This is a genomic window from Streptomyces seoulensis (genome assembly GCF_022846655.1).
Classification (GTDB): Bacteria; Actinomycetota; Actinomycetes; order Streptomycetales; family Streptomycetaceae; genus Streptomyces.
The window spans coordinates 3,393,158-3,419,651 of the sequence record NZ_AP025667.1; the positions used below are offsets into that span (position 1 = coordinate 3,393,158).

At 73.4% G+C, this 26,494-nt stretch carries 29 protein-coding genes; 14 read left to right on the top strand and 15 right to left on the bottom strand.

The window, feature by feature from the left end; genetic code table 11:
* Positions 1-225 precede the first annotated feature (225 nt).
* Genes HEK131_RS15685 through HEK131_RS15705 form a run of 5 tightly spaced genes read right to left on the bottom strand, consistent with a single transcriptional unit; the run spans position 226 to position 3,379 of the window.
* Positions 226-1,116, bottom strand: a complete 891-nt coding sequence (locus HEK131_RS15685; RefSeq protein WP_244335782.1) for a YihY/virulence factor BrkB family protein — start codon at positions 1,114-1,116, stop codon at positions 226-228.
* Entirely contained in the window at positions 1,106-1,687 is a 582-nt protein-coding gene (locus tag HEK131_RS15690; RefSeq protein ID WP_244335783.1) for a hypothetical protein, read from the bottom strand. Before HEK131_RS15690 ends, HEK131_RS15685 begins: the two co-directional genes overlap by 11 nt.
* Entirely contained in the window at positions 1,687-2,634 is a 948-nt protein-coding gene (locus HEK131_RS15695) for a DUF6286 domain-containing Asp23/Gls24 family envelope stress response protein (RefSeq protein ID WP_244335784.1), read from the bottom strand. The genes HEK131_RS15690 and HEK131_RS15695 overlap by 1 nt, the downstream gene beginning before the upstream one ends.
* Positions 2,631-2,816, bottom strand: coding sequence for a hypothetical protein (locus HEK131_RS15700; protein WP_217461636.1), 186 nt, complete (start codon positions 2,814-2,816; stop codon positions 2,631-2,633). Before HEK131_RS15700 ends, HEK131_RS15695 begins: the two co-directional genes overlap by 4 nt.
* 56 nt (positions 2,817-2,872) lie before the next feature.
* Entirely contained in the window at positions 2,873-3,379 is a 507-nt protein-coding gene (locus HEK131_RS15705; RefSeq protein ID WP_217461637.1) for an Asp23/Gls24 family envelope stress response protein, read from the bottom strand.
* A gap of 261 nt (positions 3,380-3,640) precedes the next feature.
* Here HEK131_RS15705 and HEK131_RS15710 point away from each other — a divergent pair, with 261 nt between their 5' ends.
* The 5 genes from HEK131_RS15710 to HEK131_RS15730 all read left to right on the top strand — a co-directional run bounded on the left by HEK131_RS15710 (position 3,641) and on the right by HEK131_RS15730 (position 6,684).
* Positions 3,641-4,261, top strand: coding sequence for an RNA polymerase sigma factor (locus HEK131_RS15710; RefSeq protein ID WP_432215636.1), 621 nt, complete (start codon positions 3,641-3,643; stop codon positions 4,259-4,261).
* Positions 4,258-4,887 (top strand): Asp23/Gls24 family envelope stress response protein, encoded by a 630-nt coding sequence (locus HEK131_RS15715; protein WP_244335785.1) that lies wholly within the window; start codon positions 4,258-4,260, stop codon positions 4,885-4,887. The genes HEK131_RS15710 and HEK131_RS15715 overlap by 4 nt, the downstream gene beginning before the upstream one ends.
* Entirely contained in the window at positions 4,880-5,230 is a 351-nt protein-coding gene (locus HEK131_RS15720) for a hypothetical protein (RefSeq protein WP_244335786.1), read from the top strand. Before HEK131_RS15715 ends, HEK131_RS15720 begins: the two co-directional genes overlap by 8 nt.
* 123 nt (positions 5,231-5,353) lie before the next feature.
* Entirely contained in the window at positions 5,354-5,938 is a 585-nt protein-coding gene (locus HEK131_RS15725; RefSeq protein WP_217461640.1) for a sigma-70 family RNA polymerase sigma factor, read from the top strand.
* On the top strand, positions 5,935-6,684 hold the full coding sequence (locus HEK131_RS15730; RefSeq protein WP_244335787.1) for an anti-sigma factor: 750 nt from the start codon (positions 5,935-5,937) through the stop codon (positions 6,682-6,684). The genes HEK131_RS15725 and HEK131_RS15730 overlap by 4 nt, the downstream gene beginning before the upstream one ends.
* Positions 6,685-6,766: 82 nt before the next feature.
* Here the strand turns inward: HEK131_RS15730 and HEK131_RS15735 are convergent, their stop codons facing one another.
* The 6 genes from HEK131_RS15735 to HEK131_RS15760 form a co-directional block, all read right to left on the bottom strand.
* A complete protein-coding gene (locus HEK131_RS15735; protein WP_244335788.1) occupies positions 6,767-7,570 on the bottom strand; it encodes a DUF1295 domain-containing protein in 804 nt (267 codons plus the stop codon).
* Positions 7,567-8,877, bottom strand: a complete 1,311-nt coding sequence (locus HEK131_RS15740) for an SAM-dependent methyltransferase (RefSeq protein ID WP_217461643.1) — start codon at positions 8,875-8,877, stop codon at positions 7,567-7,569. The genes HEK131_RS15735 and HEK131_RS15740 overlap by 4 nt, the downstream gene beginning before the upstream one ends.
* A complete protein-coding gene (locus tag HEK131_RS15745) occupies positions 8,874-10,154 on the bottom strand; it encodes an SAM-dependent methyltransferase (RefSeq protein WP_244335789.1) in 1,281 nt (426 codons plus the stop codon). Before HEK131_RS15745 ends, HEK131_RS15740 begins: the two co-directional genes overlap by 4 nt.
* Positions 10,151-10,888 (bottom strand): DUF1365 domain-containing protein, encoded by a 738-nt coding sequence (locus tag HEK131_RS15750; RefSeq protein WP_244335790.1) that lies wholly within the window; start codon positions 10,886-10,888, stop codon positions 10,151-10,153. The genes HEK131_RS15745 and HEK131_RS15750 overlap by 4 nt, the downstream gene beginning before the upstream one ends.
* Positions 10,885-12,141 (bottom strand): NAD(P)/FAD-dependent oxidoreductase, encoded by a 1,257-nt coding sequence (locus HEK131_RS15755; RefSeq protein ID WP_244335791.1) that lies wholly within the window; start codon positions 12,139-12,141, stop codon positions 10,885-10,887. The genes HEK131_RS15750 and HEK131_RS15755 overlap by 4 nt, the downstream gene beginning before the upstream one ends.
* Before the next feature lie 103 nt (positions 12,142-12,244).
* Complete coding sequence (locus HEK131_RS15760; protein ID WP_244335792.1) at positions 12,245-12,892, bottom strand: fasciclin domain-containing protein; 648 nt, start codon at positions 12,890-12,892, stop codon at positions 12,245-12,247.
* A 539-nt stretch (positions 12,893-13,431) separates the two neighbouring features.
* On the opposite strand from HEK131_RS15760, the gene HEK131_RS15765 reads away from it, so the two are divergent.
* The 7 genes from HEK131_RS15765 to HEK131_RS15795 all read left to right on the top strand — a co-directional run bounded on the left by HEK131_RS15765 (position 13,432) and on the right by HEK131_RS15795 (position 20,086).
* Positions 13,432-13,674 carry a hypothetical protein gene (locus HEK131_RS15765; RefSeq protein WP_161147412.1) on the top strand — a complete coding sequence of 81 codons (243 nt, stop codon included), beginning with the start codon at positions 13,432-13,434 and terminating at the stop codon, positions 13,672-13,674.
* Between the two features lie 70 nt (positions 13,675-13,744).
* Positions 13,745-13,969, top strand: coding sequence for a hypothetical protein (locus HEK131_RS15770; protein WP_217462347.1), 225 nt, complete (start codon positions 13,745-13,747; stop codon positions 13,967-13,969).
* 142 nt (positions 13,970-14,111) lie between these two features.
* Positions 14,112-14,972 (top strand): Rieske 2Fe-2S domain-containing protein, encoded by an 861-nt coding sequence (locus HEK131_RS15775; RefSeq protein ID WP_217462346.1) that lies wholly within the window; start codon positions 14,112-14,114, stop codon positions 14,970-14,972.
* Positions 14,973-15,010: 38 nt separating this feature from the next.
* Positions 15,011-15,550: a DUF488 domain-containing protein gene (locus tag HEK131_RS15780; RefSeq protein WP_217462345.1), complete on the top strand. Its 540-nt coding sequence runs from the start codon at positions 15,011-15,013 to the stop codon at positions 15,548-15,550.
* Positions 15,547-16,347 (top strand): ribonuclease BN, encoded by an 801-nt coding sequence (locus tag HEK131_RS15785; protein ID WP_217462344.1) that lies wholly within the window; start codon positions 15,547-15,549, stop codon positions 16,345-16,347. Before HEK131_RS15780 ends, HEK131_RS15785 begins: the two co-directional genes overlap by 4 nt.
* 100 nt (positions 16,348-16,447) lie before the next feature.
* Positions 16,448-18,520: a SpoIIE family protein phosphatase gene (locus tag HEK131_RS15790; protein ID WP_244335793.1), complete on the top strand. Its 2,073-nt coding sequence runs from the start codon at positions 16,448-16,450 to the stop codon at positions 18,518-18,520.
* A gap of 87 nt (positions 18,521-18,607) precedes the next feature.
* The gene (locus HEK131_RS15795; RefSeq protein WP_217462342.1) at positions 18,608-20,086 is read left to right on the top strand and encodes a glutamate-cysteine ligase family protein; all 1,479 of its coding nucleotides are present in this window, start codon (positions 18,608-18,610) and stop codon (positions 20,084-20,086) included.
* A 33-nt stretch (positions 20,087-20,119) separates the two neighbouring features.
* Here the strand turns inward: HEK131_RS15795 and HEK131_RS15800 are convergent, their stop codons facing one another.
* Entirely contained in the window at positions 20,120-20,893 is a 774-nt protein-coding gene (locus tag HEK131_RS15800) for a family 16 glycosylhydrolase (protein ID WP_217462341.1), read from the bottom strand.
* A 217-nt stretch (positions 20,894-21,110) separates the two neighbouring features.
* Here HEK131_RS15800 and HEK131_RS15805 point away from each other — a divergent pair, with 217 nt between their 5' ends.
* Positions 21,111-21,980 carry a DMT family transporter gene (locus tag HEK131_RS15805; protein WP_217462340.1) on the top strand — a complete coding sequence of 290 codons (870 nt, stop codon included), beginning with the start codon at positions 21,111-21,113 and terminating at the stop codon, positions 21,978-21,980.
* Between the two features lie 71 nt (positions 21,981-22,051).
* On the opposite strand, the gene snpA (HEK131_RS15810) is transcribed toward HEK131_RS15805, so the two are convergent.
* Positions 22,052-22,723 carry a snapalysin gene (gene snpA, locus HEK131_RS15810; RefSeq protein WP_244335794.1) on the bottom strand — a complete coding sequence of 224 codons (672 nt, stop codon included), beginning with the start codon at positions 22,721-22,723 and terminating at the stop codon, positions 22,052-22,054.
* A gap of 280 nt (positions 22,724-23,003) precedes the next feature.
* Positions 23,004-23,672, bottom strand: a complete 669-nt coding sequence (snpA, locus tag HEK131_RS15815) for a snapalysin (protein WP_244335795.1) — start codon at positions 23,670-23,672, stop codon at positions 23,004-23,006.
* A gap of 208 nt (positions 23,673-23,880) precedes the next feature.
* Between snpA (HEK131_RS15815) and HEK131_RS15820 the strand changes: the two genes are divergently transcribed.
* Positions 23,881-24,909, top strand: coding sequence for a LysR family transcriptional regulator (locus HEK131_RS15820; RefSeq protein ID WP_244335796.1), 1,029 nt, complete (start codon positions 23,881-23,883; stop codon positions 24,907-24,909).
* On the opposite strand, the gene HEK131_RS15825 is transcribed toward HEK131_RS15820, so the two are convergent.
* Positions 24,876-26,387 (bottom strand): hypothetical protein, encoded by a 1,512-nt coding sequence (locus tag HEK131_RS15825; RefSeq protein WP_244335797.1) that lies wholly within the window; start codon positions 26,385-26,387, stop codon positions 24,876-24,878. The genes HEK131_RS15820 and HEK131_RS15825 overlap by 34 nt on opposite strands.
* Positions 26,388-26,494: the final 107 nt, after the last annotated feature.

Below are 26,494 nucleotides of genomic sequence, written 5' to 3' on the forward strand. Positions count from 1 at the left end.
CGCTTCGCCCGGAGCGGCCCGTACGACGGCCGCCGCAAGGAACCCGCACCCCCGCCGCGCCCCGGCCACCACCCCTTCCGTGCCCGGTACTGGTGGCTGCTGACGCTCGGCGGGGTGCTGCTCGCGGCGGGGATCGTGCTGCCCCACGGGCTGCTGATCGCGACGGGGCTGGTGCTCAGCGGGATCGCGGCCCAGCTCCTGGACCCGGCCCGCAGCCGCTGCCGCTCAGTCGGCCGGCGGGGACGGTTCGGCCGGGGTGCGGCTCAGCTCGGCGGTGAACTGGGCGCCGGTGAGCAGGGCGAGGTTGGTCAGCCAGAGCCAGATCAGGAAGACGACCGAGCCGGCGAGGGAACCGTAGAGCCTGCTGTAGCCGCCGAGCACCGAGGTGTAGAGCGCGAAGCCCCCCGAGACCATGATCCACAGCGCGGCGGCGAGCACTCCGCCGGGCAGGCTGTGGCTGCGCCGACGCGCCTGCACGGGGCCGGTGCGGAAGACGACCACGATCAGGACGACCGCGAGGCCCAGCAGCAGGGGCCAGCGCAGCAGGCGCCAGACCCAGGCCACGGTCGCGTCGAGGCCGAAGAAGCGCCCGGCGGCCTCGGCGACGGGGCCGGTGAGCAGCAGCACCAGCGCGCTGACGACGAGCAGGCCGAGCAGGCCCAGCGCGGTCAGCACGATCCGGTGGGCCTTGCGCAGGGGCGAGCGGTGGTCCTCGACGCGGTGCATGCGGTGCAGGGAGCGGCGGAAGACCGCCAGATAGCTGGAGGCGGACCAGACGGCGCTGGCGGAGCCGGCGACCAGCAGCGGCCAGATGGCGGAGTCGGGGCGCAGCATGCGGCCCAGTACGTCGTGGAGTTCGCCGCCGGACTCGGCGGGGGCGTAGGCGGTGACCTGGGTGATGAACCGTTCCGCCGTGCCGGGGCTGATCAGCGCGAAGGCGATGACCGTGACGAGGAGGGCGGGCAGCACGGTCAGGATGGCGTAGTAGGTGAGGGCGGCGGCGTCGTCGGAGACGTCGTCGCGCCACATGGCGAGGGGTGTGCGGCGCAACGCCGCGCCCCACTCGGTGGGCCGGGGCGGGCGGGTGGCGGCGGGGGCGTGTGGCTCAGCGGACATGCGGTACCTGGTGGGATCGGGCGCTCAGACGGACCCGGCCGTGGACGGGACGGGGGGCGGCGGCCGATTCGGCCCGGCCGAGCAGTCGGGTGATGCCGGGGAGTACGGCGTCGGGGGTGGTGTCGGGCTGGAGCCAGAGGTGCAGCCGTACGGTGATGCGGCCGCGTCCGGCGAGGACGCGGGCGCGGCAGCGGGCGACGCCGTCGAGGGCTGCGGCGTCGCGGGCGACGGCCTCCTCCAGCGCGCGGGCGCGCACGGTGGCGCCGGGTGCGGGCAGGGTGATCAGCGCGCGTCCGCCGCCGCGGAACTGGCGGGCGCACCACAGCGCGAAGAGGGCGGTGAGGGCGGCCGAGGCGGCCATGACGGTGGGCGTCCACCACGCCTGGGTCCGCAGGTCGAGGAGGCGGGCGGGGCTGAGGAAGGTGACGTCGCCGGACGGCTCCGGCCACCAGGCGGGCAGTGCGGTGCCGAGGGCCGGGTCGGCGGACGCCAGCCAGGCTCCGGCGGCCAGCAGGGCCAGGCCGGTGATCGCAAGGACGCAGCGGTTGAGGACGGTGCGGGAGGTCTGCATCAGCTTCCCCCGGCCGGTGCCGCGAGCGCCATGGGTGCCGGTGCCGTCTCGGCCGGGGGCGGGGTCCACACCGGCAGGGGGCGTACGGCGACGCGCAGTTTCATCGGGCGGCGCAGGCCGCATTCGGCGAGGGCGCGGCGCGCGGCGTCGGTGATCTGCTCACGGGCGGCGGCGCGGTCCCCGAAGGCGAGCGCGGCGCGCACGGTGGCGCGGCGGCGCCGGACCCGTACGGCGACGGTGTCGACGCCCTCGGTCGCGGCGGCCGTGTCGCGGAGCAGGGCGGCGACCGCGGTGCGGTCCACGGCGACGTGGGTCGCCGGTGCCGCGGAGCGTGCGGTGAGCAGGCCGCGCCGGCCGGGGGTGACGGCGAGGACGATCAGCCAGACGCCGAGCAGGGCGCAGCCGAGGGCGGCCGCGGTGACCGGGGGTTCGCCGGGTCCGTGCACGTACAGCCAGTGCAGGGCGCCGGTGCGCCAGGCGGCGGCCGGGCGGTGCCCGGTGTGCACGAGGATCAGGTCGGCGGCGAGCGCGCCGCAGGTCAGGGTGGCGAGCAGGGTGAGCACACCGAGGGGCAGCCTGCGCTGCGCCCACCAACGGCGTGGGACGCGTCCAGCGGGCGCCGCCTCCCTGGCCGGTGCGTCCGGTGCCGGCCGGTCCGGGGTGAGCGTGGTGACGCCGACGCGCGCGGTGCGCACGTCGAGGCCGGTCAACTCGCCGGTGCGGGCGGTCACATGGTCCTGGACGCGGCGGACCGTGGGCGCGAGCGCCGCCGGGTAGGGCAGCGCGACGTCGACGGCGACCTCGGCCCGGCCGCCGCGCACGGAGGCCGAGGAGCCGGTCGCCCGCGCGGCGCGGTCGGGCAGCGCCTCGGTGACGGCGCGGCCGGCGATACGGCGGACGGCGCGGCCGGAGACCGTGGTGGTGCCGCGCCGCTCGGGGGCGGTCATCGGCGGCCCCGCTCGAAGGCGTGCCGCAGGTCCTCGGCGCGTCCGCCCCGGTCGAACCAGTGCCCGACCGCGTAGCCCACCGCGCCGAGCGCGGCCACGAGCAGGAACGCCCCGAACCCGCCGAACCAGCCCGCGAACGCCAGCGCGATGCCGGCGATCAGCCCTACCAGCGCTCTGTCCATCTCTCCGCGCCCTTCTTCATGCTCATCGCTGCTGCCCTGCCCCGACCGGGCGGGGGTCACGCCACGCGGGAGGTGGTGGTCTCCGGCGCGCCGTCCTCGTCCTCGGGGAGGTGGACGTCGTTGATGGTGACGTTGACCTCGACGACCTCCAGGCCGGTGATCCGCTCCACGGCGTCGATGACGTTCTCCCGCACGTCGCGGGCGAGGTCGGCGATCGGCACGCCGTACTCGACGACGAGGTCGAGGTCGATGGCGGTCTGCCGCTCCCCCACCTCGACCTTGACGCCCCGGCCGACGTTGGAGCGGCCGCCGGGGACGCGGTCGCGGACCGCGCCGATGGTGCGGGACAGGCCGCCGCCCATGGCGTGCACGCCGGGGATCTCGCGCGCCGCCACACCGGCGACCTTGACGACGACGACATCGGCGATGGAGGTCCGCCCGCGCGTGGCGGCGGGCTCGTCGGCTCCGGTGGCGCCGCCCGCGAGGGCCGTCGTGGACGCCTGCTGCTTCGTGGTGGCGGCCGCCGGGGCGATGCCGGTGGCGGGTGCGCTCTGGACGCTCATGACCAGGTCCTCTCGGTGGGCCGTACTGCTTTGTCGTTCCGTTGGACCCGGCCGGTCCACGAATGTGACGCGGATTCCCGGATTTTCTCCGCTGAAGCCTGTTTTCCCTCCGCTGACGCGCCCCATGACCTGCATCCACCTGGGTTTTCGCGCCTGAAGTAGCGGATGAGGGGAACGGCAGAAAAGTGGCGTGGCGGATACCGCGTCACAAAAGAGCCTTCGAGGTGTCGAAGGGGCAGGACGACGGAGAGGAGCCGCCCGGTGTCGGGGGCCCGCAGACAGATCGCGTATCCGGGACCGGAACGCGCGCCGGACGGAACTCCGGCACGGGAGGCGAAGGCGGCGCGGCCGGACGACGACCTGCTGACGGTGCGCGCGGCCGAGGGCGACGAGGAGGCGTTCGCGGTGCTGGTGCGCGAGCACGCCCCGGCGCTGGTCGGCCTCGCCACCCGGCTGCTCGGGGACCGCGCGGAGGCGGAGGACGCGGTACAGGACGCCTTCATCAGCGCGTGGCGCCGGCTGCCGGAGTTCCAGCGGCGCTCCTCGTTCGGCACCTGGATCTACCGCATCGTCACCAACCGCTGCCTGAACGTCCTGCGGGCGCGCAGGCCGGTGACGTCGCTGGAGGCGGCCGGTGAGGTCGCGGCGCCGGAGTACGACTCCCCCGAGCGGATCACCGAGGCGCGGGACGCGGTGCGCGGGATGCGCCGGGAGCTGGACCGGCTGTCGGCGGAGCAGCGGGCCTGCTGGGTGCTGCGCGAACTGGACGGACATTCCTACGAGTTCATCGCGGAGACGGTCGGCATCAGCCAGGAGGCGGTGCGCGCCCGCGTCTTCCGCGCACGACGCTGTCTGACACGAGCACTGGGGGCCTGGCGATGACCACGCACACCGACCCGCCCGACCGGTACAGCGGGCCCGACGGCGACGACGAGCGGCTCGCCTGCGGGCGGCTGCTGTCCGAGGTCTGGGACGCCTGGGAGCAGGGCACGCCCGACCCGCACCGCGCCGCCTGCCCGCACTGCGCGGGTGCGGTGCGGGAACTGACGCTGCTGGAGACGACGGTCCGGGAACTGCGCGAGGAGAGCGTCCCGGACGACAGCGGGTACGACGCCTCGGCACTGACCCGGCGTGTCATGGACGTGGTCCGGATGGAGCTGCGGCCGGGACGCCCGGTGCCGCTCGGGGACGAGGACGAGGACCTGTGGGTGATGGAGGCGGTCGCCGCCCGAACCCTGCGGACCGCCGCCGAGACGGTCGCCGGGGTGCGCGCGGGTTCGTGCCGGATCGCCCCGCCCGAGGCGTCCGCGCGCGGTGAGGTGACGGTGCGCCTTGAGGTGCACGCCCCGACGGGCGTGCCGCTGGAGGAGGTGGCCGAGGAGGTACGGCGCCGGGTGGCCGAGGAGGCCCGGCTGCGGCTGGGGCTGCGGCCCGCGTCGGTGGACATCCGGATCACCGACCTGGTGGACGTTCCGGCCGGATTCGAGGAGGACCCGACCGATGACTGACCGTGCGCTGCGCACCACTCTCACCGAGGAGATCGCCGCCGCCGTGGAGGCCGTACCGGGGGTGGCGTTCCTCCGGCCCGGCCTCGGCGGGCTGCTGCGCTCGGCGCTGCCGCGCGGCGCGAGCGCCGGGAACGGGGGCCGGGCCGCGCCTTCCGGGGTGCGGGTGAGCCGTCCGGACGACGCCGGGCCGTGGCGGGTGGAGATCCACCTCGTCGCGCGCGGGCACGTCCGCACCCTCGACGTGGTCCGCGCCGTTGTACGGGCCACCGAGGAACGGCTCGCCGGGCTGGTACCCGGTCAGGAGCCGCCGAAGGTCACCGTGACCGTCACCGGGCTGGTCTGAGCCCGTCGTCAGTTTTCGTCCGGGTGACCAATCCGCGGCCCCCCTGGCCTCGGATTACGCGGGGACGACTCTCGCGGAACGTCGTGAGAGCCCCGCCCCGGCGCAACGTTGGAGAGGACAGTTGTGAAGGAAGCCGTCTACATCGGCAGGAACCCGGCAGCGGAGCCGGATCTGCAGCAGTTGCTGCACGAGGTGGCCCTCGGCGACCAGGAGGCGTTCGCCTCGGTCTACGACACGGTGGCCGGTGCGGTGCTCGGTGTCGTCCGGGCGGTGCTGCGCGATCTGGCGCAGTCGGAGGAAGTGGCCCAGGACGTGCTGGTGGAGGTGTGGCGCACCGCGCCGCGTTACCGGCCCGACCGGGGCACGGCGATCAACTGGATTCTGACGCTCGCGCACCGGCGCGCGGTGGACCGGGTCCGCTCGGTGGAGGCGGCCGCCGCCCGTGACACCAAGGCGGCCCTGCTGGACCGTACGCCGGAGTACGACGAGGTGACCGAACAGGTGGAGTCCCGGCTGGAGCAGGAGCAGGTGCGGCGCTGTCTGCGCACGCTGACCGACCTCCAGCGTCAGTCGGTGACGCTCGCCTACTACCGGGGGCTGACCTACCGGGAAGTCGCGGAGGCGCTCGCGCTGCCGCTCGGCACCGTCAAGACACGACTGCGCGACGGCCTCATCCGGCTGCGCGACTGCCTGGGGGTGACCGCGTGACCATGACCGATCCGCACACGCTGACGGGTGCCTACGCGCTGCACGCGCTGCCCGACGACGAGCGTGCCGACTTCGAGCACCATCTGTCCGGCTGCCCCTCCTGCACCCGCGAGGTGGAGGAGTTCGAGGCGGCCGCGGCCCGGCTGGCGCTGGCCGCGGTCGTGCCGGTGCGCCCGGCGATGCGGGAGCAGGTGCTGCGCCGCGCCGGCTCGGTGCGCCAACTGACGCCCACCACCACCCCGGTGGAGCGGGTGCGCCGGAGCAGGGCCCTGGGCGCGGCCCCGGCCCGCTGGGCGCTGGCGGCGTGCGTGGCCGCGGCGGCCGTGTTCGGGGGGACGGCGGTGTGGCAGTGGGAGCGCGCGCAGGACGCCCAGCAGCGGGCGGCGCAGGCGGAACGGCAGTCGGCCGAGCTGGCCGGGGTGCTGGCGGCGCCGGACGCCAGGTCCCGCACGGTGAAGGTGGCGGGCGGTACCGGCACGGTGGTGGTCTCCGCCCAGCGGGACCGCGCGGTGTTCGTGTCCTCCCGGATGCCCGAGCCGCCCAAGGGCAAGGTGTACCAGCTCTGGTTCGACGACGGCGGGACGATGCGCGACGCCGGTCTGATGGATCCGGCGCGCGCCAGCCAGAGCGTGCTGATGCGGGGCGCGGTGGACGGCGCCTCGGGGGTCGGGGTGACCGTGGAACCGGCGGGTGGCTCGACCAGGCCGACGACTCCTCCGGTGACGGTGCTGAGCATGCCGTCGTAGGCGGAGCTGACGTACGAAGGAGGGGAGCCCCGGTGGTCCGGGGCTCCCCTCCTTCTTTACGCGTCAGTCGCTTCGCCGCCCGTCAGCCGCGCGGGGGCAGCGGGAAGAAGCCGCTGGTGCGGGAGGCGTACTCCTCCCAGCCGGGCCGGCCGGACATGCGGCGCTCCAGCAGTCGTTTGCCGCTGCCGTTGATCAGCAGGTAGCTCATCACCAGCGGCGAGACGAAGGAGACGACGGCGGGAGCGGCTCCGCCGTCGCAGGCGACCAGGAACAGGCCCCACCAGACGCAGAAGTCGCCGAAGTAGTTGGGGTGGCGGGTGTAGCGCCACAGGCCCCGGTCCATGATGAGGCCCTTGTTGGCGGGGTCGGCCTTGAAACGGGCCTTCTGGGCGTCGCCGACGGCCTCGAAGAAGATGCCGAGCGCCCACAGAGCCGTACCGGCCCAGGCGAGCGCCGAGAGCGGGCCGGTCGCGTACTGGGCGGCCTGCACCGGCAGGGAGACCAGCCACACCAGGGCGCCCTGGAGCAGGTAGACCATGCGCAGGGCGTACAGGTGGGGGTTGCCGCGCGCCTTGCCGAGCAGTTCGGCGTAGCGCGGGTCCTCGCCGTGGCCGCGGCTGCGGCGTCCGATGTGGACGGCGAGCCGCAGCCCCCAGATCACGGTGAGGGCGGTGACCAGGACCCGGCGGCCGAGGTCGCCCTCGCCCGCCGACGCGCCGAACGTGGCCAGGGCGACCGCGGCGAAGGCGGCGCCCCAGGCGATGTCCACGATCCGGTGCATGCCCTTGCGGACGGCGACGGCGAAGGTGATCACCATGACGCCGAACGCGGTGAGCGCCGCCCACCCGAGGTTGGCGGCGAAGGCGGACCAGGTGAAGCCGCTCACCGCTCCTCCAGGTTCCGGTACCAGTCGGCGGCCTCGGACAGGTCGAGGCCACTGGCGCCCGCACCGGAGCGGCGCACGGAGAGGATCTGGTCGACGCCCATGCGGCCCTCCTCGAAGGCGAGCGCCCCGCCGACCAGGTACAGCCGCCACACGCGGGCCGTCTCCTCGCCGACCAGGGCGACGACGTCGTCCCAGCGGCGCTCCAGGGTCTCGTACCAGGCGGCGACGGTGCGCACGTAGTGCTCGCGCATCGACTCCGTCGAGCGCACCTCCAGGCCGGCCGCCTCCAGGAGGGAGACCGTGTCACCGAGGGGCCGCATGTGCATGTCGGGCGCGATGTACGCCTCGATGAACGCGCCGCCGCCCGGCGCCGTCGTGCCCCGCGACATCTGCTGGACCATCACCCGGCCCCCGGGGCGCACCATGCGGTGCAGGGAGGCGGCGAAGGCGGGGTACTCGGCGTCGCCGACGTGCTCGCCCATCTCGACGGTGGCGACGGCGTCGTAGGCCGAGCCGGTGATGTCGCGGTAGTCCTGGCACACCACCTCCACCCGCTCCTCGAGGCCGCGTTCGCGCACCTGCTCACGGACGTACGCGGCCTGTTCGCGGGCCAGGGTGACGGCGGTGACCCGGGCCTTGTGGTGCTCGGCGGCGTACAGGGTGAGCGAGCCCCAGCCGCAGCCGATGTCGAGCAGCCGGGCGCCGGGGGTGAGGCCGAGCTTGCGGCAGATCAGTTCCAGCTTGGCGCGCTGGGCGTCGGCGGGGTCCATGTCCTCGGCGGTCCAGTAGCCGCACGAGTAGGCCATGGTGTCGTCGAGGAGAAGGCGGTAGAAGTCGTTGGACAGGTCGTAGTGGTGGCTGATCGCGGCGCGGTCGCGGGCCTTGGTGTGGCGGCCGCCGCGCAGCCGGGCCTGGGAGGCGGGTGCGGGCGGGCGGGGCCCGACGACGCCGAGCCGCGTGGCCTCCCCGAGCGCGCGGACCCGGTCCGCCAGGGAGAGCCTCGGGGTGTGCGCGCCCCGTTCGCGCGCGGACTTCCAGGCGGCGCGCAGTCCCTCGGCGAGGTCGCCCTCGACGTCGATTTCGCCGGTGACGTACGCCTGGGCGAGGCCGAGCTCTCCGGGCTCCCAGAGCAGACGGCGCAGGGCCCGCCGGGAGCGCAGTACGACCACGGGGGCGTCGGACGGGCCGGTCTCGCTTCCGTCCCACGCGCGCAGCCGGACCGGCAGCGGGGCGCCGAGCGCGTCTTCGACGAGCGCGGCCAGCCGATGCGCGGCGCCGGTGCGGACGGGGGTGCGGACGTCGGTCATCGGGTGGGCTCCTTGGTGAACAGGTACTGCTGGACGTCGAGGTAGCCGGAGCGGAATCCGGCCTCGGAGTAGGCGAGGTAGAAGGTCCACAGGCGGCGGAAGACGGCGTCGAAGCCGAGGTCGTCGACCTCCTCGGCGCGCTCGGTGAACCGTTCGCGCCACAGCCTGAGGGTCTCGGCGTAGTGCGCGCCGAAGGCGTCGCGGCGGGTGACGCCGAGCCCGGTGTGCTCCCGGACGATCTCGTCGACGGCCTCGACGGAGGGCAGCAGGCCGCCGGGGAAGATGTACTTCTGGATCCAGGTGTGGGTGTCGCGGGAGGCGAGCATCCGGTCGTGCGGCATGGTGATGGCCTGGAGTGCGACGCGGCCGCCGGGGGCGAGGCGATCGTCGAGGGTGCGGAAGTAGACGGGCCAGAACTCGGCCCCCACCGCTTCGATCATCTCCACGCTGACGATGGCGTCGTAGGTGCCCTCGGCCTCGCGGTAGTCGCACAGTTCGATGGCGACCCGGTCGGCGAGGCCCGCCTCACGCACCCGCTGCCGGGCGAGGTCGCGCTGTTCGCGGGAGAGGGTCAGCGAGGTGACGTGGGCGCCGCGGGCGGCGGCGCGCAGGGCGAGTTCGCCCCAGCCGGTGCCGATCTCCAGCAACCGGGTGCCCTCGCCGACCTCGGCGAGGTCCAGCAGCCGGTCGATCTTGCGGTGCTGGGCGGCGGGGAGCAGGGCGTGCTCGGCGGGGAAGCCGCGGAAGACGGCGGAGGAGTAGGTGAGGGTGTCGTCGAGGAAGAGGGCGAAGAGGTCGTTGGACAGGTCGTAGTGGCGGCTGATGTTGTCGCGGGCGCCGGTCGCGGTGTTGCGCTGGGCGGCGGGCTGTCGCAGCGCCCACAGGCGGCGCAGGCGCTGCAGCGGGGCGGGGACGAGGTCGGCGGCATGGGCGGCGAGCACGGTGAGCGCGCCGACCAGGTCGGGGGCGTCCCACTCCCCCGCCATGTACGACTCGCCGAAGCCGATCAGGCCCGTGGTGCCGATGCGGGCGTGGAAGGCGTCCGGGTCCCGCACCTCTATGAGCGGTCCGCCCAGGCCCAGGGTGGTGCCGTCGGGGAACCGGACACGCAGCGGCAGCCCGCCGAGTGCGTGCCGTACGACGGCGGCGGCGACGGTCCGCACCGGCCAGGACGCCTTGGGCACGGCGGCCACGTCGGGCCAGCGGCCGGCGTCCACCGGGGCCGGGACCGCGGCTTCCTCGGTCCTGGTCGTGGGGCGGGGGTGGGCTGTGGTCATGTGGCGTTCTCCGGGTCGTGGCGGACCTGGCGCGGTTGCACCGGCAGGCCCCTGAGGAACAGGCGGATGCCGTGGAAACGGATGGCGGCCGACACCGCGAGGGTCGACCAGGGATGACGCAGGGACAGACGCAGCAGCGCGCCCGGGGTGGCCGGGCGGCGGGTGCCGTGCACGGTGGCGGTGAAGGGCGGGCTGCCGGGCCGGTCCAGGCGCAGGGACAGCTTCAGGCGCTCGCCGGGCAGCGGGAGCCGCATGTGGTAGCTGCCGTCCACCGGATAGAAGGGCGAGACGTAGAACTCCTTGTCCACGTCGGCCCGTCCGGCCGCGTCGGTGTGCAGCAGGTAGGCGTGGCGGCCGCCGTAGGTGTTGTGGACCTCGGCCACCACACAGCGGGGGCGGCCGTCGGCGTCGTGGCACCAGTACAGGGTGAGGGGGTTGAAGACGTGGCCGAGGACGCGGGCGTGGGTGAGCATGACGACGCGGCCGCCGCCGAGGTCGATGCCGTGCTCGGCGAGGAAACCGTCGAGCGCGGCCCGGATCGAGGGGGCGCGGCCGGTGAAGTGGTCGCGGGCCCGGAACCGGGCCAACGGCCTCAGCGGCAGTGGCAGTTCGGGTATGTGATCGGTGTCGATCAGCCACATGTAGGTGCGGTGGCGCAGTGCGTGGCGCACGGGGGCGCGGCGCGTGTGCCGGATGACGCACGGGTAGAGGGCGGGGGCGCCCGGCGCGCTCACCAGGTCACCCCCAGCGCCTTGGCGGCCGCGACGCCGCTGCGGCAGCCGTCCTCGTGGAACCCCCAGCCGTGGTAGGCGCCGGCGAACGCGGTGACGGAGGTGGCGAGTTCGGGCAGTCGCTGCTGGGCGGCGACCGACTCAGGGGTGTAGACGGGGTGTTCGTAGTTCATCCGGGCCAGGACGCGCGCGGGGTCGACGCGGTCCTCGCCGCCGAGGGTGACGAGGTAGCGCTGGGAGGCGTCGAGACGCTGGAGCCGGTTCATGTCGTAGGTGACGCGTACCCGGTCCGAGCCGGCCGAACAGTTCGGCATGAGGTAGTTCCAGGAGGCGCGGGCGCCGGGGGCCCGGGGCAGCAGGGCGGCGTCGGTGTGCAGCAGGGTGGTGTTCCGGGAGTAGCGGAAGGCGCCCAGGACCTCCTTCTCGTCCCGGGTGGCGTCGCCGAGCAGCCGGAGCGCCTGGTCGGGGTGGACGGCGACGACGACCTGGTCGTAGGAGTCGGTGGCGCCGTCCTGCGTGGTGATGTCGACGCCGTCGGCGTGGCGCAGCAGGGTACGGACCGGGGTGCCGGTGCGCACCTCCTGGACCTCCGCCGCGACCCGGTCGACATAGCTGCGTGAGCCGCCGGTCACGGTCCGCCATACGGGTGAGCCGGTGACGGAGAGCATGCCGTGGTGGGCGAGGAACCTGAAGAGGTAGGCGGCAGGGTAGTGCTGCGCCGTCTCCGCGTCGCAGGACCAGACGCAGGAGACCAGCGGGGTCATGAAGTGGGCCCGGAAGTACGGGGAGAAGCCCGCCCGGTCCAGGAACTGCCCGAGCGTGAGGGTCGATCCGGGTGCACGCTCCAGCAGGGCGCGGGCGGCCCGGTGGAAGGCGGGGACCTCGGCGAGCATCCGCAGGTAGGGGCCGCGCAGGAGGTTGCGGGGCTGGGCGAGCAGTCCGCCCGCGCCGCGCGCTCCGGCGTACTCCAGTCCGCAGCCCTCGCAGCGGACGGACATGCTCATCTCCGACTCCTGCGTGGTGACGCCAAGTTCACGGAAGAGGCGGAGCAGGTTCGGATAGGTGCGCCGGTTGTGCACGATGAAGCCGGAGTCGACCCGGTCGATGCGGCCGTCCGGGGCTATGAGGTCGTGCGTGTGGGCGTGGCCGCCGAGGCGGTCGTCAGCCTCGTACAGGGTGACGTGGTGGGCCCGGCGCAGCACATGTGCGGCGGTGAGTCCGGCGACTCCGCTGCCCACGACGGCGATTCGGCGCATCGAGCGTTTCCTTCCTTGAATGGCGACGGACTGGAGAAAGGGCTGGGCGCCCGCTCGCTCCGAGGGGTCTGCGGAGCGGGCGGGCGCTGCTGGTGGGGCCGGGTCAGCTCTTGGGCATCAGGACGGAGTCGATGATGTAGACGTTGGCGTTGGCCGTCTTGACGTTGCCGCAGACGACGTTGGCGGAGCCGTTGACCTTGTAGGACTCACCGGAACCCGAGGTCATGAGCTTGGACTTCTCCAGAGTGTCGAAGGAGCCGTTCTCCAGGTCCTTCGGCGCCAGCTTCTTGCCCACGACGTGGTAGGTCAGGATCTTGGTGAGCTGGGCCTTGTCGTTGAGGACCTTGTCCAGCGTCGCCTTCGGGATCTTGTTGAAGGCGTCGTTGGTCGGCGCGAACACCGTGATGTTCTGCGCGTTGTTCAGGGTGTCGACCAGACCGGCCTTCTTCACCGCCGTGACCAGCGTCGACAGCGCCGGGTTGTTCGAAGCAGCCGTGGCCACCGGGTCCTTGGCCATACCGTCGAAGGAACCCGCGCCGTTCTTCGGCACCGACGAACACGCCGGACCGAACGGCTCGTCCATGCCGCTCATGCCCTCACTGGCCTTCGGCGAGGAGGCGGCGGGCGACGACGACCCGGACTTGCCGTTGTCCTTCTCGCTGCCGGAGGAGCAGGCGCTCAGCGCCAGCGGCAGCACCGCCGCGGCGGCGAGGGTGACGGCGGCACGGCGGGTGCGGGTGGTGGTCATCATTTCTCTGTCATCTCCTGAGGGTGGCGCGCGGCGGGTGCCGCGCCGGGATTCGTCAAGGGCAAGAAGTGGTCCGGGGCGGTGGCCGTACGGCCAAGGGTGTGGCCGCCCTCGGAGGGCTGCCAGAGGAGGGGGCGCGGGCCGCCGAAGGGCCGGGCCGCGGCGGCACCGGAGCAGACGGAGGGCCCGGCCGGGGCGGCACCGGAGCAGATGGAGTCGGGGCGCCCCGTGGCAGCCCGCGCCCCGACTCCGCCGAAGAGAAGGCCCCGGGCGGCCGCCACCGCCCGGTTCCGGGTCGCCGGCGCGGCACACCCCGCGGGCAGCCCGCTCGACGCGCCCGGTGCGGAGTGCGCCGGGCCGCCCGGCGACCGGTGGTTCTTCTCTTCATCCCTCACGTGGGGAATCCGGACCTGCGGCGGAAGCGGATTGGTCACTCCCCCGATCGGGTGAAATAAAGATCGAAACCAATCCGCGAGGGCTCCGGCCTCGGATGAAAAGCCCTCCGACGGGCGCCCGTCGGCCTCCGCGCTTACGATCCCCACGTGGCAGACATTCCCGACAGCCTCATCGCACTGGAACGGTCCGCCGAGGTGGAGCGCGCCAGGCTGGCCGGTCTCACCGGGAGCGAGTACGACGCCCAGCGGCGCCGCTGGCGCACGGCCTACGACGCCGTGTGCGCGGCCATCGCCGACCGGTCGGCCGAGACCGGCGAGGACCGGTGCGCACTGGAGCGGGCCGTCCAGGAGGCGATGCGGCACACGCAGGAGGACCCCGCCGTCGAGTAGCGGGACCCCGGGCAGCCTCCTCGGAGCACTCCGGCATGCGGCGGCCGTGGTCCTGGGCCACCCTCGGGACATGACCCCGGACATCCCCGTCGTGATCTACCCGCCCGCCCCCGACGGGGGCAGGCGGGTGCGTGTCGGGGACCGGTTCGTCGGCATGGCCTACACGGTGCTGGACGTCGTGGAGTTCCTGCGCCGGGCCGGGCCGGAGGTCCTGGCGTCGTTGGAGGAGACGGACGTCGTGAGCGCGGGGTGGGTCGAGTGGCGGGGCGCGGGTCCACGGGAGTGGCCCCGCTGAACACGGGAACCCGGCGTCCCACCCGGTGGCGAACCGCCGTACCGGCGGCCCGAGATGGACGGGCGCGGGGAGCCTGGTCCAGATGAGAGCGCGAGCCGGCGCACCGGCCCGTCAGGTCCGAACGCTATGAGGAGCGACCGTCATGCCCAAGCAGATCGAGCACGTCATCCAGGACATCGAGGACCGCAGCGCGCTCGACGCCGTCTCCGGCAAGGCCGCCGCCCTGGTGAACCGGGTCACCGAGCCGACCGCGGTCAAGAACGCGCTCTCCGGGGTCTGGCTGGGCCACGCCCTGCACCCGGTGCTCACCGACATCCCCATCGGCGCCTGGGGCATGGCCACACTGCTGGACCTGACGGCGGGCGAACGCGGCGCCCGGGCGGCCCGCAGGCTCGTCGGCTTCGGCCTGCTCGCCGCCGTACCGACGGCCGCGACCGGCGCCTCCGACTGGGCCGACACCATCGGGCCCACCCAGCGGGTCGGTCTGGTGCACGGCATGCTCAACAGCGCGGCGACCGTGCTGCAGGCCGCGTCCTGGGTGTCCCGGCTGACCGGACGCCGGCGCGCCGGAGTGGTGCTGAGCGGGGTGGGCCTCGGCCTGACGGGCGCCTCCGCGTACCTGGGCGGGCATCTGTCGTACGTCAACGGGATCGGCGTCAATCACACGGCCTTCGAGGAGCCGACGGGCAAGTGGACGGACGTGGCGGCGCTGACGTCGCTGGTGGAGGACAAGCCGCTGCGCGTCGACGCGGGCGGTGTGCCGGTGGTGCTGGTGCGGCACGGCGGGACGGTGAAGGCCCTCTCGGCCACCTGCACCCACGCCGGGGGCCCGCTGGACGAGGGCAAGGTCGACGCGGACGGCTGCATCCACTGCCCCTGGCACGGCAGCGCGTTCCGGCTCTCGGACGGCGAGGTCACGCGGGGTCCGGCTACGGTGGCGCAGCCGGACTGGGACGTGAAGATCTCCCAGGACCGGGTGCTGGTGCGGGCCGCGAACGCCTGAACCGGCGGCATGGGCGGGTCGGGTGAGGCGGCGCCGGGATGACGAACCGCATCCGCACGGTGGGGCATTCCACGCGTGACTTCGACGAGCTGGTGACGATGCTGCGGAACAACGGCATCACCCATCTGGTCGATGTGCGCTCGTTCCCCTCGTCGCGGAAGTTCCCGCAGTGGAACCGGTCCGCCATCGAGGAGGCGCTGCCGCCCGACATCGAGTACCGCTGGATTCCCGGGCTCGGCGGGCGGCGGCACACGCCGAAGGACGTGCCGAGCCCCAATGGCGCGTGGCGGGTCAAGGCATTCCGGGACTACGCCGACCACATGGCCACGGACGAGTTCCAGGAGGGGCTGGACGAGCTCCTGGAACTGGCCGGGCACGGCAGGCCGGCCATCATGTGCAGCGAGGCGGTGCCCTGGCGCTGCCACCGCAGGCTCATCACGGACGCGCTGCTGGTGGCGGGCGCGGAGGTGGACCACATCATGTCGGCGACGAGCACGAGAGCGGCGTCGCTGGACGGGAACGCGCATGTCGAAGGCGGCCGTCTCACCTACCCGCCGCCCCGCGGGGAGGAGCCGTGAGCCGGGGGACGCGCGGCGTGGCCCGTGCCTGGGAGTGGCTCGCCCTGCGCAACTTGATCCGGCGCGGCCGCGAGCTGGAACTGCTGCACCGGGCCATGGGGTTCGCCACGCTCGCGCTGGTGACGCTGGCCCCGCTGCTGATCGTGGTCGCCGCCGCCGACCCGCTGGTGCGGGGCGGGTTCCCGTCCTGGCTGTCGGACGGCATGGGGCTGTCCGGCCGGTCAGCGAAGCTGGTCAACGAGGTGTTCAGCCCGCCGCGTGAGGTCATCGGCACCACCAGCGCGTGGAGCATCCTGATGCTCGCCGTGTTCGGGGTGTCCTTCGGCGGCAGCGTGCAGAACGGGTTCGAGCGCATCTGGGGGCTGCCCGCCGGGCCCTGGCACCGGGTGTGGCGGCAGGCGACCTGGCTGCTGGTGCTGATGGCGTACCTGTACCAGGAGGTGCAGACGGGGACCGCGACGCAAGGGTTCTCCCGGATCTTCCTGACCACGATGACCACGCTGTTCTTCTTCTGGTGGGGGCCGTGGTTCCTGCTGGGCGGCCAGGTCCGCTGGCGGGATCTGCTGCCGGGCGCGGTCGCGAGTCTGCTCGGGCTGGTGGGGCTGCGCGCGTTCTCCACGCTGGTGTTCACCCCGCTGATCGTGACCAACGCGCTGAGCTACGGCGCGGTCGGCACCGTGCTGGTGGTGTCGTCCTGGCTGATCGGCGTGGGTTTCGTGGTGTACGGCGGCGCCCTGTTCGGCCGCTGGTTCACCGAGCACCACTGGGTGCCCTCGCACGAGGACCCGGAGCCGTGAGCGGGCCGTGCGGTGGGCGGGATCGGGCGGCGGGGGCAGCATGGAGGTACCGGTCCCGAGCTGTCGGGCGATGCCCGTGCCGGTGGGTGGAGGTGGCGGGATGGCAGTGGACTCCTTCCGGTCCGACGAGGAGCACGACGCCGGGGACCCCCGGCCGACGGGGCTGCTGGACCTGCTGAGCGTGGCCGCGGTGGTGCTGGACACCGGCGGGCGCATCGTCTTCTGGACCCCGCAGGCGGAGGACCTGTTCGGCTACAGCGCCCAGGAGGCGCTCGGGGCCGAGGCGGGCCGGCTGCTGGTCGCGCCGGGCCGGATGAAGTCGGCGGTGCGGCTGTTCACCGAGGTGCTGGCCACCGGTCAGGGCTGGGCGGGCGCCTTCCCGGTGCGGCACAAGGACGGCTCCAGCCGCCTGACGGAGTTCCGCACCATGCGGCTGCTCGACGACACCGGCGAGGTGTACGCGCTCGGCATCGCCGCCGACCGGGCCCTGCTCCAGCGGGTGGAGACCGACCTCGCGCTGTGCGAGCGGCTGATCTACCAGTCCCCCATCGGCCTGGCCCTGCTCGATCCGGACCTGAAGTATCTGCTGGTCAACCCGGCGCTGGAACGGATCGACGGCATACCCGCCGCCGACCACGTCGGCCGGAGCCTGCGCGAGACGCTGCCGCTGACGGACATGGAGACCGTGGAGTCGGCGCTGCGCCAGGTCCTCACCACCGGCACCCCGCTGCTGGACCAGTACCACGTGGGGCGCCCGCGCAACGATCCCGGACGACAGCACGCCTGGTCGCTGTCCTTCTACCGGCTGGAGGACTCCAGCGGCCGGGTGCTGGGCGCGGCCGCCTCCGTCGTGGACGTCACCGAACGGCACCAGGCGGCCGGGGAGGCGGACCGGGCGCGAAGGCGGCTGGCGGTCATCGCGGACGCGTCCGCGCGGATCGGCACCACTCTGGAGGTGGAGCGCACCGCCCGCGAGCTGGCCGAGGTCGCGGCGCCGGTGCTCGCGGACGTGGTCGCGGTCGACGTGCTGGACTCGGCGCTGGCCTGCCGGAGGATGAGCAGCCCGGACGACGGTCCCGAGCTGTTCCGCGCCCTCGCCCTGAAGGCGGCCCACCCCACCGTGGCGACACGCGCCGCCGACCCGCCGGGCGACCTGGCCGCCTACGCCGGGGACCGGCTGGTCACGCTGTGCGTGCACACCGGGCGCCCGGTGCTGATCCCGCATGTGCAGCCCGCCGACCTGCCGCGGATCGCCCGGGACGCGGACGGCGAGGCGCTGCTGGCGGAGGCGGGCGTGCACTCGTACCTGGCGGTGCCGCTGATCGCGCACGGCGAGGTGCTGGGCGCGCTGGACCTGAAGCGGACCCGCAATCCACTGCCGTTCGACGAGGACGACGTGGTGCTGGCCGCCGAGATCGCGGGCCGGGCGGGGGTGGCGATCGACAACGCGCGCTGGTTCCAGAGCGTGCGCAACACCGCGCTCACCCTCCAGCGCAGCCTGCTGCCCGACCACTCCCCCCGGCACACCGGCCTGGAGGTGGCCTCCCGCTACGAGCCCGCGCAGGCCACCAGCGAGGTGGGCGGCGACTGGTACGACGTGATCCCGCTGGCCGGCGACCGGACGGCCCTGGTGGTGGGCGATGTGATGGGCAACGGCATCGACGCGGCCGCCACCATGGGTCGGCTGCGCACCGCGACCTGCGCGTACGCCGACCTGGATCTGGCGCCGGAGGCGGTGCTGCGCCATCTGGACAAGATCACCTGCGATCTGGAGCACTACATCGTCACCTGTCTGTACGCCGTGTACGACCCCGTGACCAACCGGTGCACGGTGGCCAACGCCGGGCATCTGCCGCCCGCCCTGGCCCGGCCCGGCCGGGCACCGCGGTTCCTGGACCTGCCGACCGCCGCGCCGCTCGGGGTGGGCGGAGTGCCGTTCGAGGCGGTCACGGTGCCGATGGAGCCCGGCGATCTGCTGGTGCTGTACACCGACGGGCTGGTGGAGACACGGCAGCACGCCATCGACGACCGGCTGGAGATGCTGCTGTCCCTGCTGGGCGAGCCCGGCCCCACGATGGAGGAGGTCTGCGACCGCCTGGTGCACGGGCTGCGCCACCCCGACGACCACGACGACGTGGCCCTGCTGCTGGCGCAGGTGGTGGATCACCCGTAGTCCCGCCCGTCCGCCGCGTGGTGGGGTGCGGTGGGTGGTGCGAGGCTGGGTTCAGCAGGTGTCGGAGGAGGGAAACCAGGAGGGCCGATGGGACGGGACGTCCCGGCGCTCGTCTTCACCCGCGAGGACCGCCGCCGGTACCGCTTCAAGATGCAGGAGAACCTCGACGCGTTCGCCCAGATGCTGCGCGAGTCGCGGTTCGACACCGACCGGCCGCGCGTCGGGCTGGAGATCGAGCTGAACCTCGTGGACGCGGACGCTGAGCCCGTGATGCGCAACAACGACGTGCTGGAGGCGATCGCGGACCCGTCCTGGTCGACCGAGCTGGGCCGGTTCAACCTGGAGATCAACGTGCCGCCGCGCCGTCTGACGGCCGGTGGTCCGGACGCCTGGGAGGGCGAGATCCGGGCAGCGCTCAACCACGCGGAGGACCGGGCCCGCACGGTCGGCGCCCGGCTGGTGATGGTCGGCATCCTGCCGACGCTGCGCCAGGCGGACATCGGTGTGTCCGCGCTGTCGGAGAACCCGCGCTACCGGCTGCTCAACGACCAGGTGTTCGCGGCCCGCGGCGAGGACCTGCGCATCGAGGTGGACGGGGTGGACCGGCTGCGCACCTACGCGGACACGATCACCCCGGAGGCCGCGTGCACCAGTACCCAGTTCCATCTCCAGGTCTCCCCGGAGGACTTCGCGGCCTACTGGAACGCGGCGCAGGCCATCGCGGGGGTGCAGGTGGCGCTGGCGGCGAACTCGCCGTTCCTGTTCGGCAAGGAGCTGTGGCACGAGACGCGCATCCCGCTGTTCGAGCAGGCGACCGACACCCGGCCCGAGGAGATCAAGGTGCAGGGGGTGCGGCCGCGGGTGTGGTTCGGGGAGCGATGGATCACCAGCGTCTTCGACCTGTTCGAGGAGAACCTGCGCTACTTCCCGGCCCTGCTGCCGCTGTGCGACGAGCAGGACCCGGCGGAGACCCTGGACCGGGGGGACATTCCGGAGCTGGCCGAGCTGACCCTGCACAACGGCACCATCTACCGCTGGAACCGCCCCGTGTACGCGGTCGCGGACGGCCGGCCGCACGTCCGGGTGGAGAACCGGGTGCTGCCGGCGGGCCCGACCGTCGCGGACACCCTCGCCAACGGTGCCTTCTACTACGGCCTGACGCGGGCCCTGGTGGAGGAGGACCGGCCGGTGTGGTCGCGGATGTCGTTCGCGGCGGCGGAGGAGAACCTGCACACGGCGGCCCGGCACGGCATCGAGGCGCTGCTGTACTGGCCGGGCATGGGCGAGGTGCCGGTGCCGGAACTCGTACTGCGGCGGCTGCTGCCGCTGGCGCACCGGGGTCTCGAACTGTCCGGCATGGACGCGGCGTGGCGGGAGCCGCTGCTCGGGATCATCGAGCAGCGCTGTGTCACGGTCCGCAACGGCGCGGTGTGGCAGCAGGAGACCGTGCGGAAGCTGGAGGACACCACGCACGCCGGCCGCCACGAGGCGTTGCGCCGGATGACGGAGCTTTACATCGACTACATGCACCTCAACGCCCCGGTGCACACCTGGCCGGTGGACTGAGGCCCGGTGGGCCGGGCCCCGGTGGACGGGGGGTCAGGGACCCGCCTTCTGTTCGTCGGTGCCCTCCTTCGCCGAAGCCTCCTGGGACTGGGCCGCGCGGCCAAAAATCGGGCGGCGGACCACGAGTCTGCTCACCGTCCAGGACATCTCGGTGGTCTCGCGTCGGGGCGGCGGGTGGTAGCGGCCGCCGCAGACGGACAGGTTGACGATGAGGTACGCGTGCCAGGCGCGTCCGGTGCCGCGCCGGTCGGCGAAGACGCGTCTGCCGTTGACCCACCAGACCACCGAGCGGGCGCCGAACTCGGTGCGCAGGTCGACCCAGGCACCGGGGCTGATCATGTCGTCGCGGAAGTAGCGGTTGCCGCCGCGCACATGGTTGGTGAACTCCAGCAGGTCGGGGTTGTCCGGGTGGTACTCGAAGACGTCGATCTCCTGGCCCCCGTCCCGCCAGGTCCAGATCGCGGGCCACGCGCCGACCTCGCGGGGCAGACGGACGCGGGCCTCCAGGATGTCGCCGGCGCGGAGCTGGAAGCCGTCCGGGCTGCCCTCGGTGGTCAGCAGTCCGGAGCTCCACCGGCCGTCCGGTCTGCGTCTGGCCCGGAAGACGCCCGAGCGACTGAAGGCGGGGTCGGCCACCAGGTGGTCGAGTTTGTCGTCGCCCGGGTTGACCGGGCCACCGTCGGGATAGGCCCAGGAGCGGCCCGCCACCCACTGCTGTTCGGACGTGAAGTCGGCGGTGAACACCACGTCGGAAGCGTCAGCGGCACGCGGACCGGGGAGGGGGCTGCCCGGATTCGGTTCGTGCATGTCCGTTTCATCTCCGTCCGGTGACGCACCATGCGCCCAGACCCGGACATCAGCCCAGAAAGAACCCGAACGAGTGAATATGGGCCGGGGCTTCGGCCAGAGCCTCGCGCGGACGGGCGCGCCCGGCGGCGGTCCAGCGGCGCGAGGGCCAGGGCTTTCGTAGGCTGAGGATGCCCGAAGCTCCTCTGGGACGGTGTTCCGCAGGCAGGAGACATCAGTGATCGAACTGGCCGCGGCCTTCGCCGTCGCGGGTGCCGCGAGCAACGCCATGGGAACGGCGTTCCAGCGCAAGGCGGCCTCCACCAGCGAGCGCAGCGGCCTGAAGCTGCTGGCGGAACTGGTGCGCCGCCCGGCATGGGTGCTGGGCATGGCCGGGGTGATCGGCGCGGCGGTGTTCCAGAGTCTGGCGCTGGTCAACGGGCCGCTGGCCCTGGTGCAGCCGCTGTTCATCCTGGAGCTGCCCTTCGCGCTGCTGATCGTCGGCCCGCTGCTGCACCGGCATCTGCCCCGCTACGGCTGGTGGGGGGTCGGCGGGGTGGTGGTGGGCCTGGCCGTGCTGCTCGCGGCGGCCGCGCCGCACGGAGCGGGCGACCAGGCGCCGCTGACCCGCTGGGTCCCCGCGCTGGTGGTGTGCGTCGGGGCGACGGTCGTGGTGACGCTGCTGGCCCGCCACGAGCGCCCGGCCACCGGCCGCGCCGCTCTGCTGGCCTCGGGGTCCGCGATCGCCAACGCGCTGACGGCGGCTCTGCTGAAGTCGGCCACGGGGACGTTCGCCGACGAGGGCTTCATCGCGTTCATCACGTCCTGGCAGACGTACGGGTTCGCGCTGGCGGGAACGGCGGCGGTGCTGCTGCTGGAGAACGCGCTCCAGGCGGGCCCGCTGGCCGCCGCCCAGCCGGCGCTGACCATCGGGGACGCGGTGGTCAGCCTGGCCCTGGGCGTCTTCCTGTTCCACGAGCGCATCCGGACCGGCTGGTGGCTGGTGCCCGAGGCGCTGGGCGCGACGCTCATCGTCGGGGGCGTGCTGGTGCTCAGCCGGGCCGTGCAGAACCTGATCGAGCGCCCGCCGCCCGGCTCGGACGACTGAGCCGTATCCCGCCGCGAGCACAACTGTGGGCCGTCGTCCGGCGACGACGGCCCACAGGCGTTCGGGGGGTGTCAGCGACCCTGGTTCACCTTGGCCAGCGCCTTGGCGAGCCCGTTGACCCAGAGCTGGTTGACGCGGGAACGCTCGGTGGAGTTCGGGTAGCGGTTGGTGCAGGAGGTGCCGGGGCCGCCGCCGGACATCAGCTCGCTGCACGGGCCGCTGTAGTGGTCGGGCAGGCCCAGCACGTGGCCGGTCTCGTGCGCGGTGACCCGGATCGAGTCGTACTGCTGGTTCTGCGCGTAGTCGAGGAAGATGTAGCCCCGCCCGTGGCCGTCGGTGGAGGCGTACGAGCCGCGCGAGTCGTTGCCCTCGCGGTAGGAGAAGTTGCCGGTGCCGGTGGTCGAGGCGAGCTTGACGTTGGAGACCGAGCTGTTCCAGATGGACGTGGAGCTCGATATCTGCGAGCGGAAGCTCGGCGCCTGGCTGGCGTTGTAGTAGACGGTGACCGCCTTGAGGCTCGGGTTCTCGGCCCGCTGCTCGGCGACGGACTTCAGCACCGCGTCGAAGAACGCCTTGCTGTTCGCCGCCTCCTGCGCCGACCCGGTGTAGCCGGCGTGGGGGGCGGTGACGGGGGCGGGCTGGGCGGATGCCGGGGCGGTGGCGCCGAGCGCGGCCGCGGCCACGCCGAGACCGATGGCGAGGAAGGATCTGACGGCCTTGGCGGACGTACGGGACGACGTCATGTGGGGTCCTCGTTTCGTACGTTGTGGGGTGGGCCGTCCATATGGGGGTGAACGGCCGGTTGCCCCTGAGTCTCGGGCAGGTCAACGGCCTCCGGATGATGGCAAGTTGGGATAGCGCTGGACTATCACCGGGCTATCGCCGCGCTGTCACCGGGCTGCGAGCGGGCTGTCTCCGGGCTGTCGGCGGAACTTCGCCCCGGCGCCCGGACGCGACGAACCGCGGACCGTCGCACAGGGCGACGATCCGCGGCTCGGGTGTCCTGCTCGGCGCGCCGGAGGGTCAGCGGGCCTGATTCACCTTGGCCAGGGCCTTGGCGAACCCGTTGGCCCAGAGCTGGTCGACCTGGGCGCGCTCGTTTGCGTCCGGGCTGGAGTTGGTGCAGGAGGTGCCGGGGCCGCCGCCGGACATCAGCTCGCTGCACGGACCCTCGTAGTGGTCGGGCAGGCCCAGCACGTGGCCGGTCTCGTGCGTGGTGACGCGCACCGAGTCGTACTGCTGGTTCTGGGCGTAGTCGAGGAAGACGTAGCCGCTGCCGTGGCCGTTGGTGGAGGCGTAGGAACCGCGCGAGTCGTTGCCCTCGCGGTAGGAGAAGTCGCCGGTGCCGGAGGTGGCCGACAGCTTGACGTTGGAGACGGAGCTGTTCCAGATCGAGGCGGCGCTCGCTATCTGGGAGCTGAAGGTCGGCGCCGCGGAGGGGTTGTAGGTGACGGTGACCGACTGCAGGCCGGGGTTCGCGGCCTGCTTCTCGGCGACCGACTTCATCACCGCGTCGAAGAACGCCTTGTTGTTCGCCGCCTCCTGGGCCGAACCGGTGTATCCGGCGTGGGCGGTGGCGGGAACGGGCTGGGCGGCTGCCGGGGTGGCGGTGCCAAGGGCGGTGGCGGCCAGGCCGAGGCCCAGGGCGGCGACGATTCTGGCGGTCTTGGCGGGCATGCCGGAGGAAGTCATGTGGGGTGCTCCTCTTTTCGGTGCGTGTGGGGGTTGCCCGTCGTTCGGGTGGGGGTGAACGACCGGCTGCCCTCGAGTCTTGGATAGATCAACAGCTCGCGGATAATGGCAAGTTGCGATAGCACCGGGCTATCACCGGCAACTCGTGCCGGTGCGCGACGATTTATGCGTCTGGCGTGAGCATGCTGAACCGCCCTAGGCTCCCGTCATGGAGCTAGAGGTGAGGCACTTCCGGGTTCTGTGCGCCATCGCCGATGCGGGCAGCCTGCATCAGGCGGCGCGCGAACTCGGTCTGGCCCAACCCTCGTTGAGCACCCAGTTGCGCCGGATCGAGCAGGCGCTGGGCGGCCGGCTCTTCACCCGCGGCCACACCGGCTGCCGCCCGACCCCGCTCGGCCGTCTGGTGCTCAGCCGCGCCCGCCCGCTGATCGGGGAGCTCACCGCGCTCGTCACCGAGGCCCGCGCGGCCGCTGCCCGCGCCTCCGCCGGGCCCCGGCTGCGGATCGGCGCCACCGCCAGTCGCGCGCTGCCCGGCTGGCTGCGCCGGCTGCGCTCCCGCGTACCGGCGGCCGAGCCCTCGCTCCAGATGGACGCGTCCGCGAGCGCGCTGCTGCGCCTGGTCGCCGAGGGCACGCTCGACCTGGCCTTCGTGCACGAGGTGGAGGGCAGCCCGCTGCGGGTCCCGGCCGGGCTGCGGCTGCGGGTGCTGGTGGAGCGGGAACCGCAGTTCGTCTCGCTGGCCCCCGACCACCCGGCGGCCGCCCGGAGCGAGGTCCGGCTGGCGGAGCTGGCCGAGGAGCGGTGGATGGTCGACTCCACGGTGGACGGCGAGTGGGACGCCCTGTGCCGGGTGCTGCGCGAGGCCGGTATCGAGCCGGACATGCTGCACGGCGACTACCTCACCGCTTACTCTCTGGCCGCCACCGGCGAGGTCGTCACCGTCAGCCAGCCCACCGCGGGCCCCCGGTCGGACCTCGCCATCCGCCCGTTGCACGGCGACCCGATCGGGGTGCGGCTGCTGCTCGCGGCGCGCACCGAGACCGACCTCGACCGGGGGTACCCGGAACTGGCGGACGCCTACTGGGAGGTGGCCCACCAGGCACCGGCGTACCGGGACTGGCTGAGCCGCGCCCCGGAGCCGTCACCGGCGGCCCTGTTCGGGCCCATGGCACGGACCGTGCCCGGCCCGGCGCACCTGACCGGTCAGGTCCCGGACCCGAACGTCCGCGTGGTGTAGGCGCATTCGGTGTACACGTAGCCCGGCCTGAGCCGGGCGGTGTCGGAGGCGGGTGCCCCGGCGCCGGTGCCGCCCGGCTGGTGCACGAAGTACGTGGTGCCGGCGGGCAGCCGGATGCTGCGCTGCGGGTAGTTCCGTCCGCTGTCGGAGCACGGCTTGAACCCGGGCGTGATGGTCGCGGCCAGGGAGTACGCCGTGCAGCCGCCGCACGCCTTGAGGGTGAAACTGCCGGTGACCGGGCCGGTGTACAGGACGGTGATGTCGTGCGGGCTGTCGTTCTTCACCGTGACGGAGATGCCGCCGCCGGAGGCGGTGGTGGGCAGCTTCTTGCCCGCGGCCGGGAGGGTCTGGGCGACCTCGGCGCCTATGGCGATCTTCTTGGCCCGCTCCCGCTTCTCGCCGCCCCGGGTGTCGGACACGTAGCCCTGCATGGTCTTGCGGGCCTCGGCGAAGTCGCCGTCCTTGAACTGGTCGACCCCGCAGTCGTAGGCGCCCGCGTCGCCGCCCCGGTCCGCGCGGGCGGCGGCCGCGTTGAGGCCGGCGGAGGCGTCACCGGCCGAGGAGGAGAGGTCGGTGGCACGGGTGCCGAGGGCGTGCAGCCGGTCCACGGCGGTGCAGGGCGCGTCCCCGCCGACGCCCTGCTGTGCGGCGCTGACGGCCTTGTCGACGGCGGGGACCACCTTGCCTGCGGCTGGTGAACCGGGGAAGGTCCCGAGCAGCTCGCGGAAGCGGGCGACCCACGCCTCCCCACCGTCGGTGAGGTCGGCCGCGCCGCACTCGTAGAGCGAGGTGGCGAGGCGGTCGTCGGGCCAGCGGGTGAGCGAGCCGAGCTGGGCGGCGGGCATGGTGCGGGGCACCGTGCGCAGGAACTGCAGGGGTTCGACGGCCACGCAGTACTCCCCTCGGCCGTACGCGGCGCCGACACTGGAGTAGTAGGCCCGCATCCGGGCGGGGACACGGTCGGCGGCGCGCGAGCCGGGGTGGTCGACCGCGAGGTCGCGGTACACGGCGAGGGCCGAGCGGTAGTCGGAGCGGGAGGCGGCGAAGGTGTGCCGTCCGGCGGCCGCCACCAGGTCGTCGGCCCGCTCCAGCCGGTCGAGCAGGGCCTGTTGCCCGGCCTCCTCGCGGGCACCGTCGTACCAGAGCGCGCCGCCAGCCGGTACGGCGAGCAGCACCAGGCCCAGCACGAGGGCGACGGGGGCGCGTGCGGCGAGTGGGGTGCGCAGTGCCGCGTAGGCACCGTGGGCTGCGGCGAGCAGCAGGACGACGCCGTATCCGACGAGCACCCCGGTGGGCACGCCGTCGGCGTCGGCGGGCAGCGCCACGAAGAGGAGGACGGCGGTGGCCACCAGGCACAGGACCAGAGGGCCCCATCTTCGGAGCAGGGCGTAGCCGAGGCCGAGTCCGCTCAGGTTGAGCAGCGCCACGGCGGCCGCGCGCAGCGCGCTCGGCGGCGCGGGCGGTGGACCTGGTGGCATAGGCGGAACGGTGAAGTGCTGGTCCGGGCCGTACGGCGCTTCCGGCATGTCGGCTCCCCCTGTCAACCGCCCCGCGCTCCCGCAGTCGGCCAGTCTACGGCGGGTGG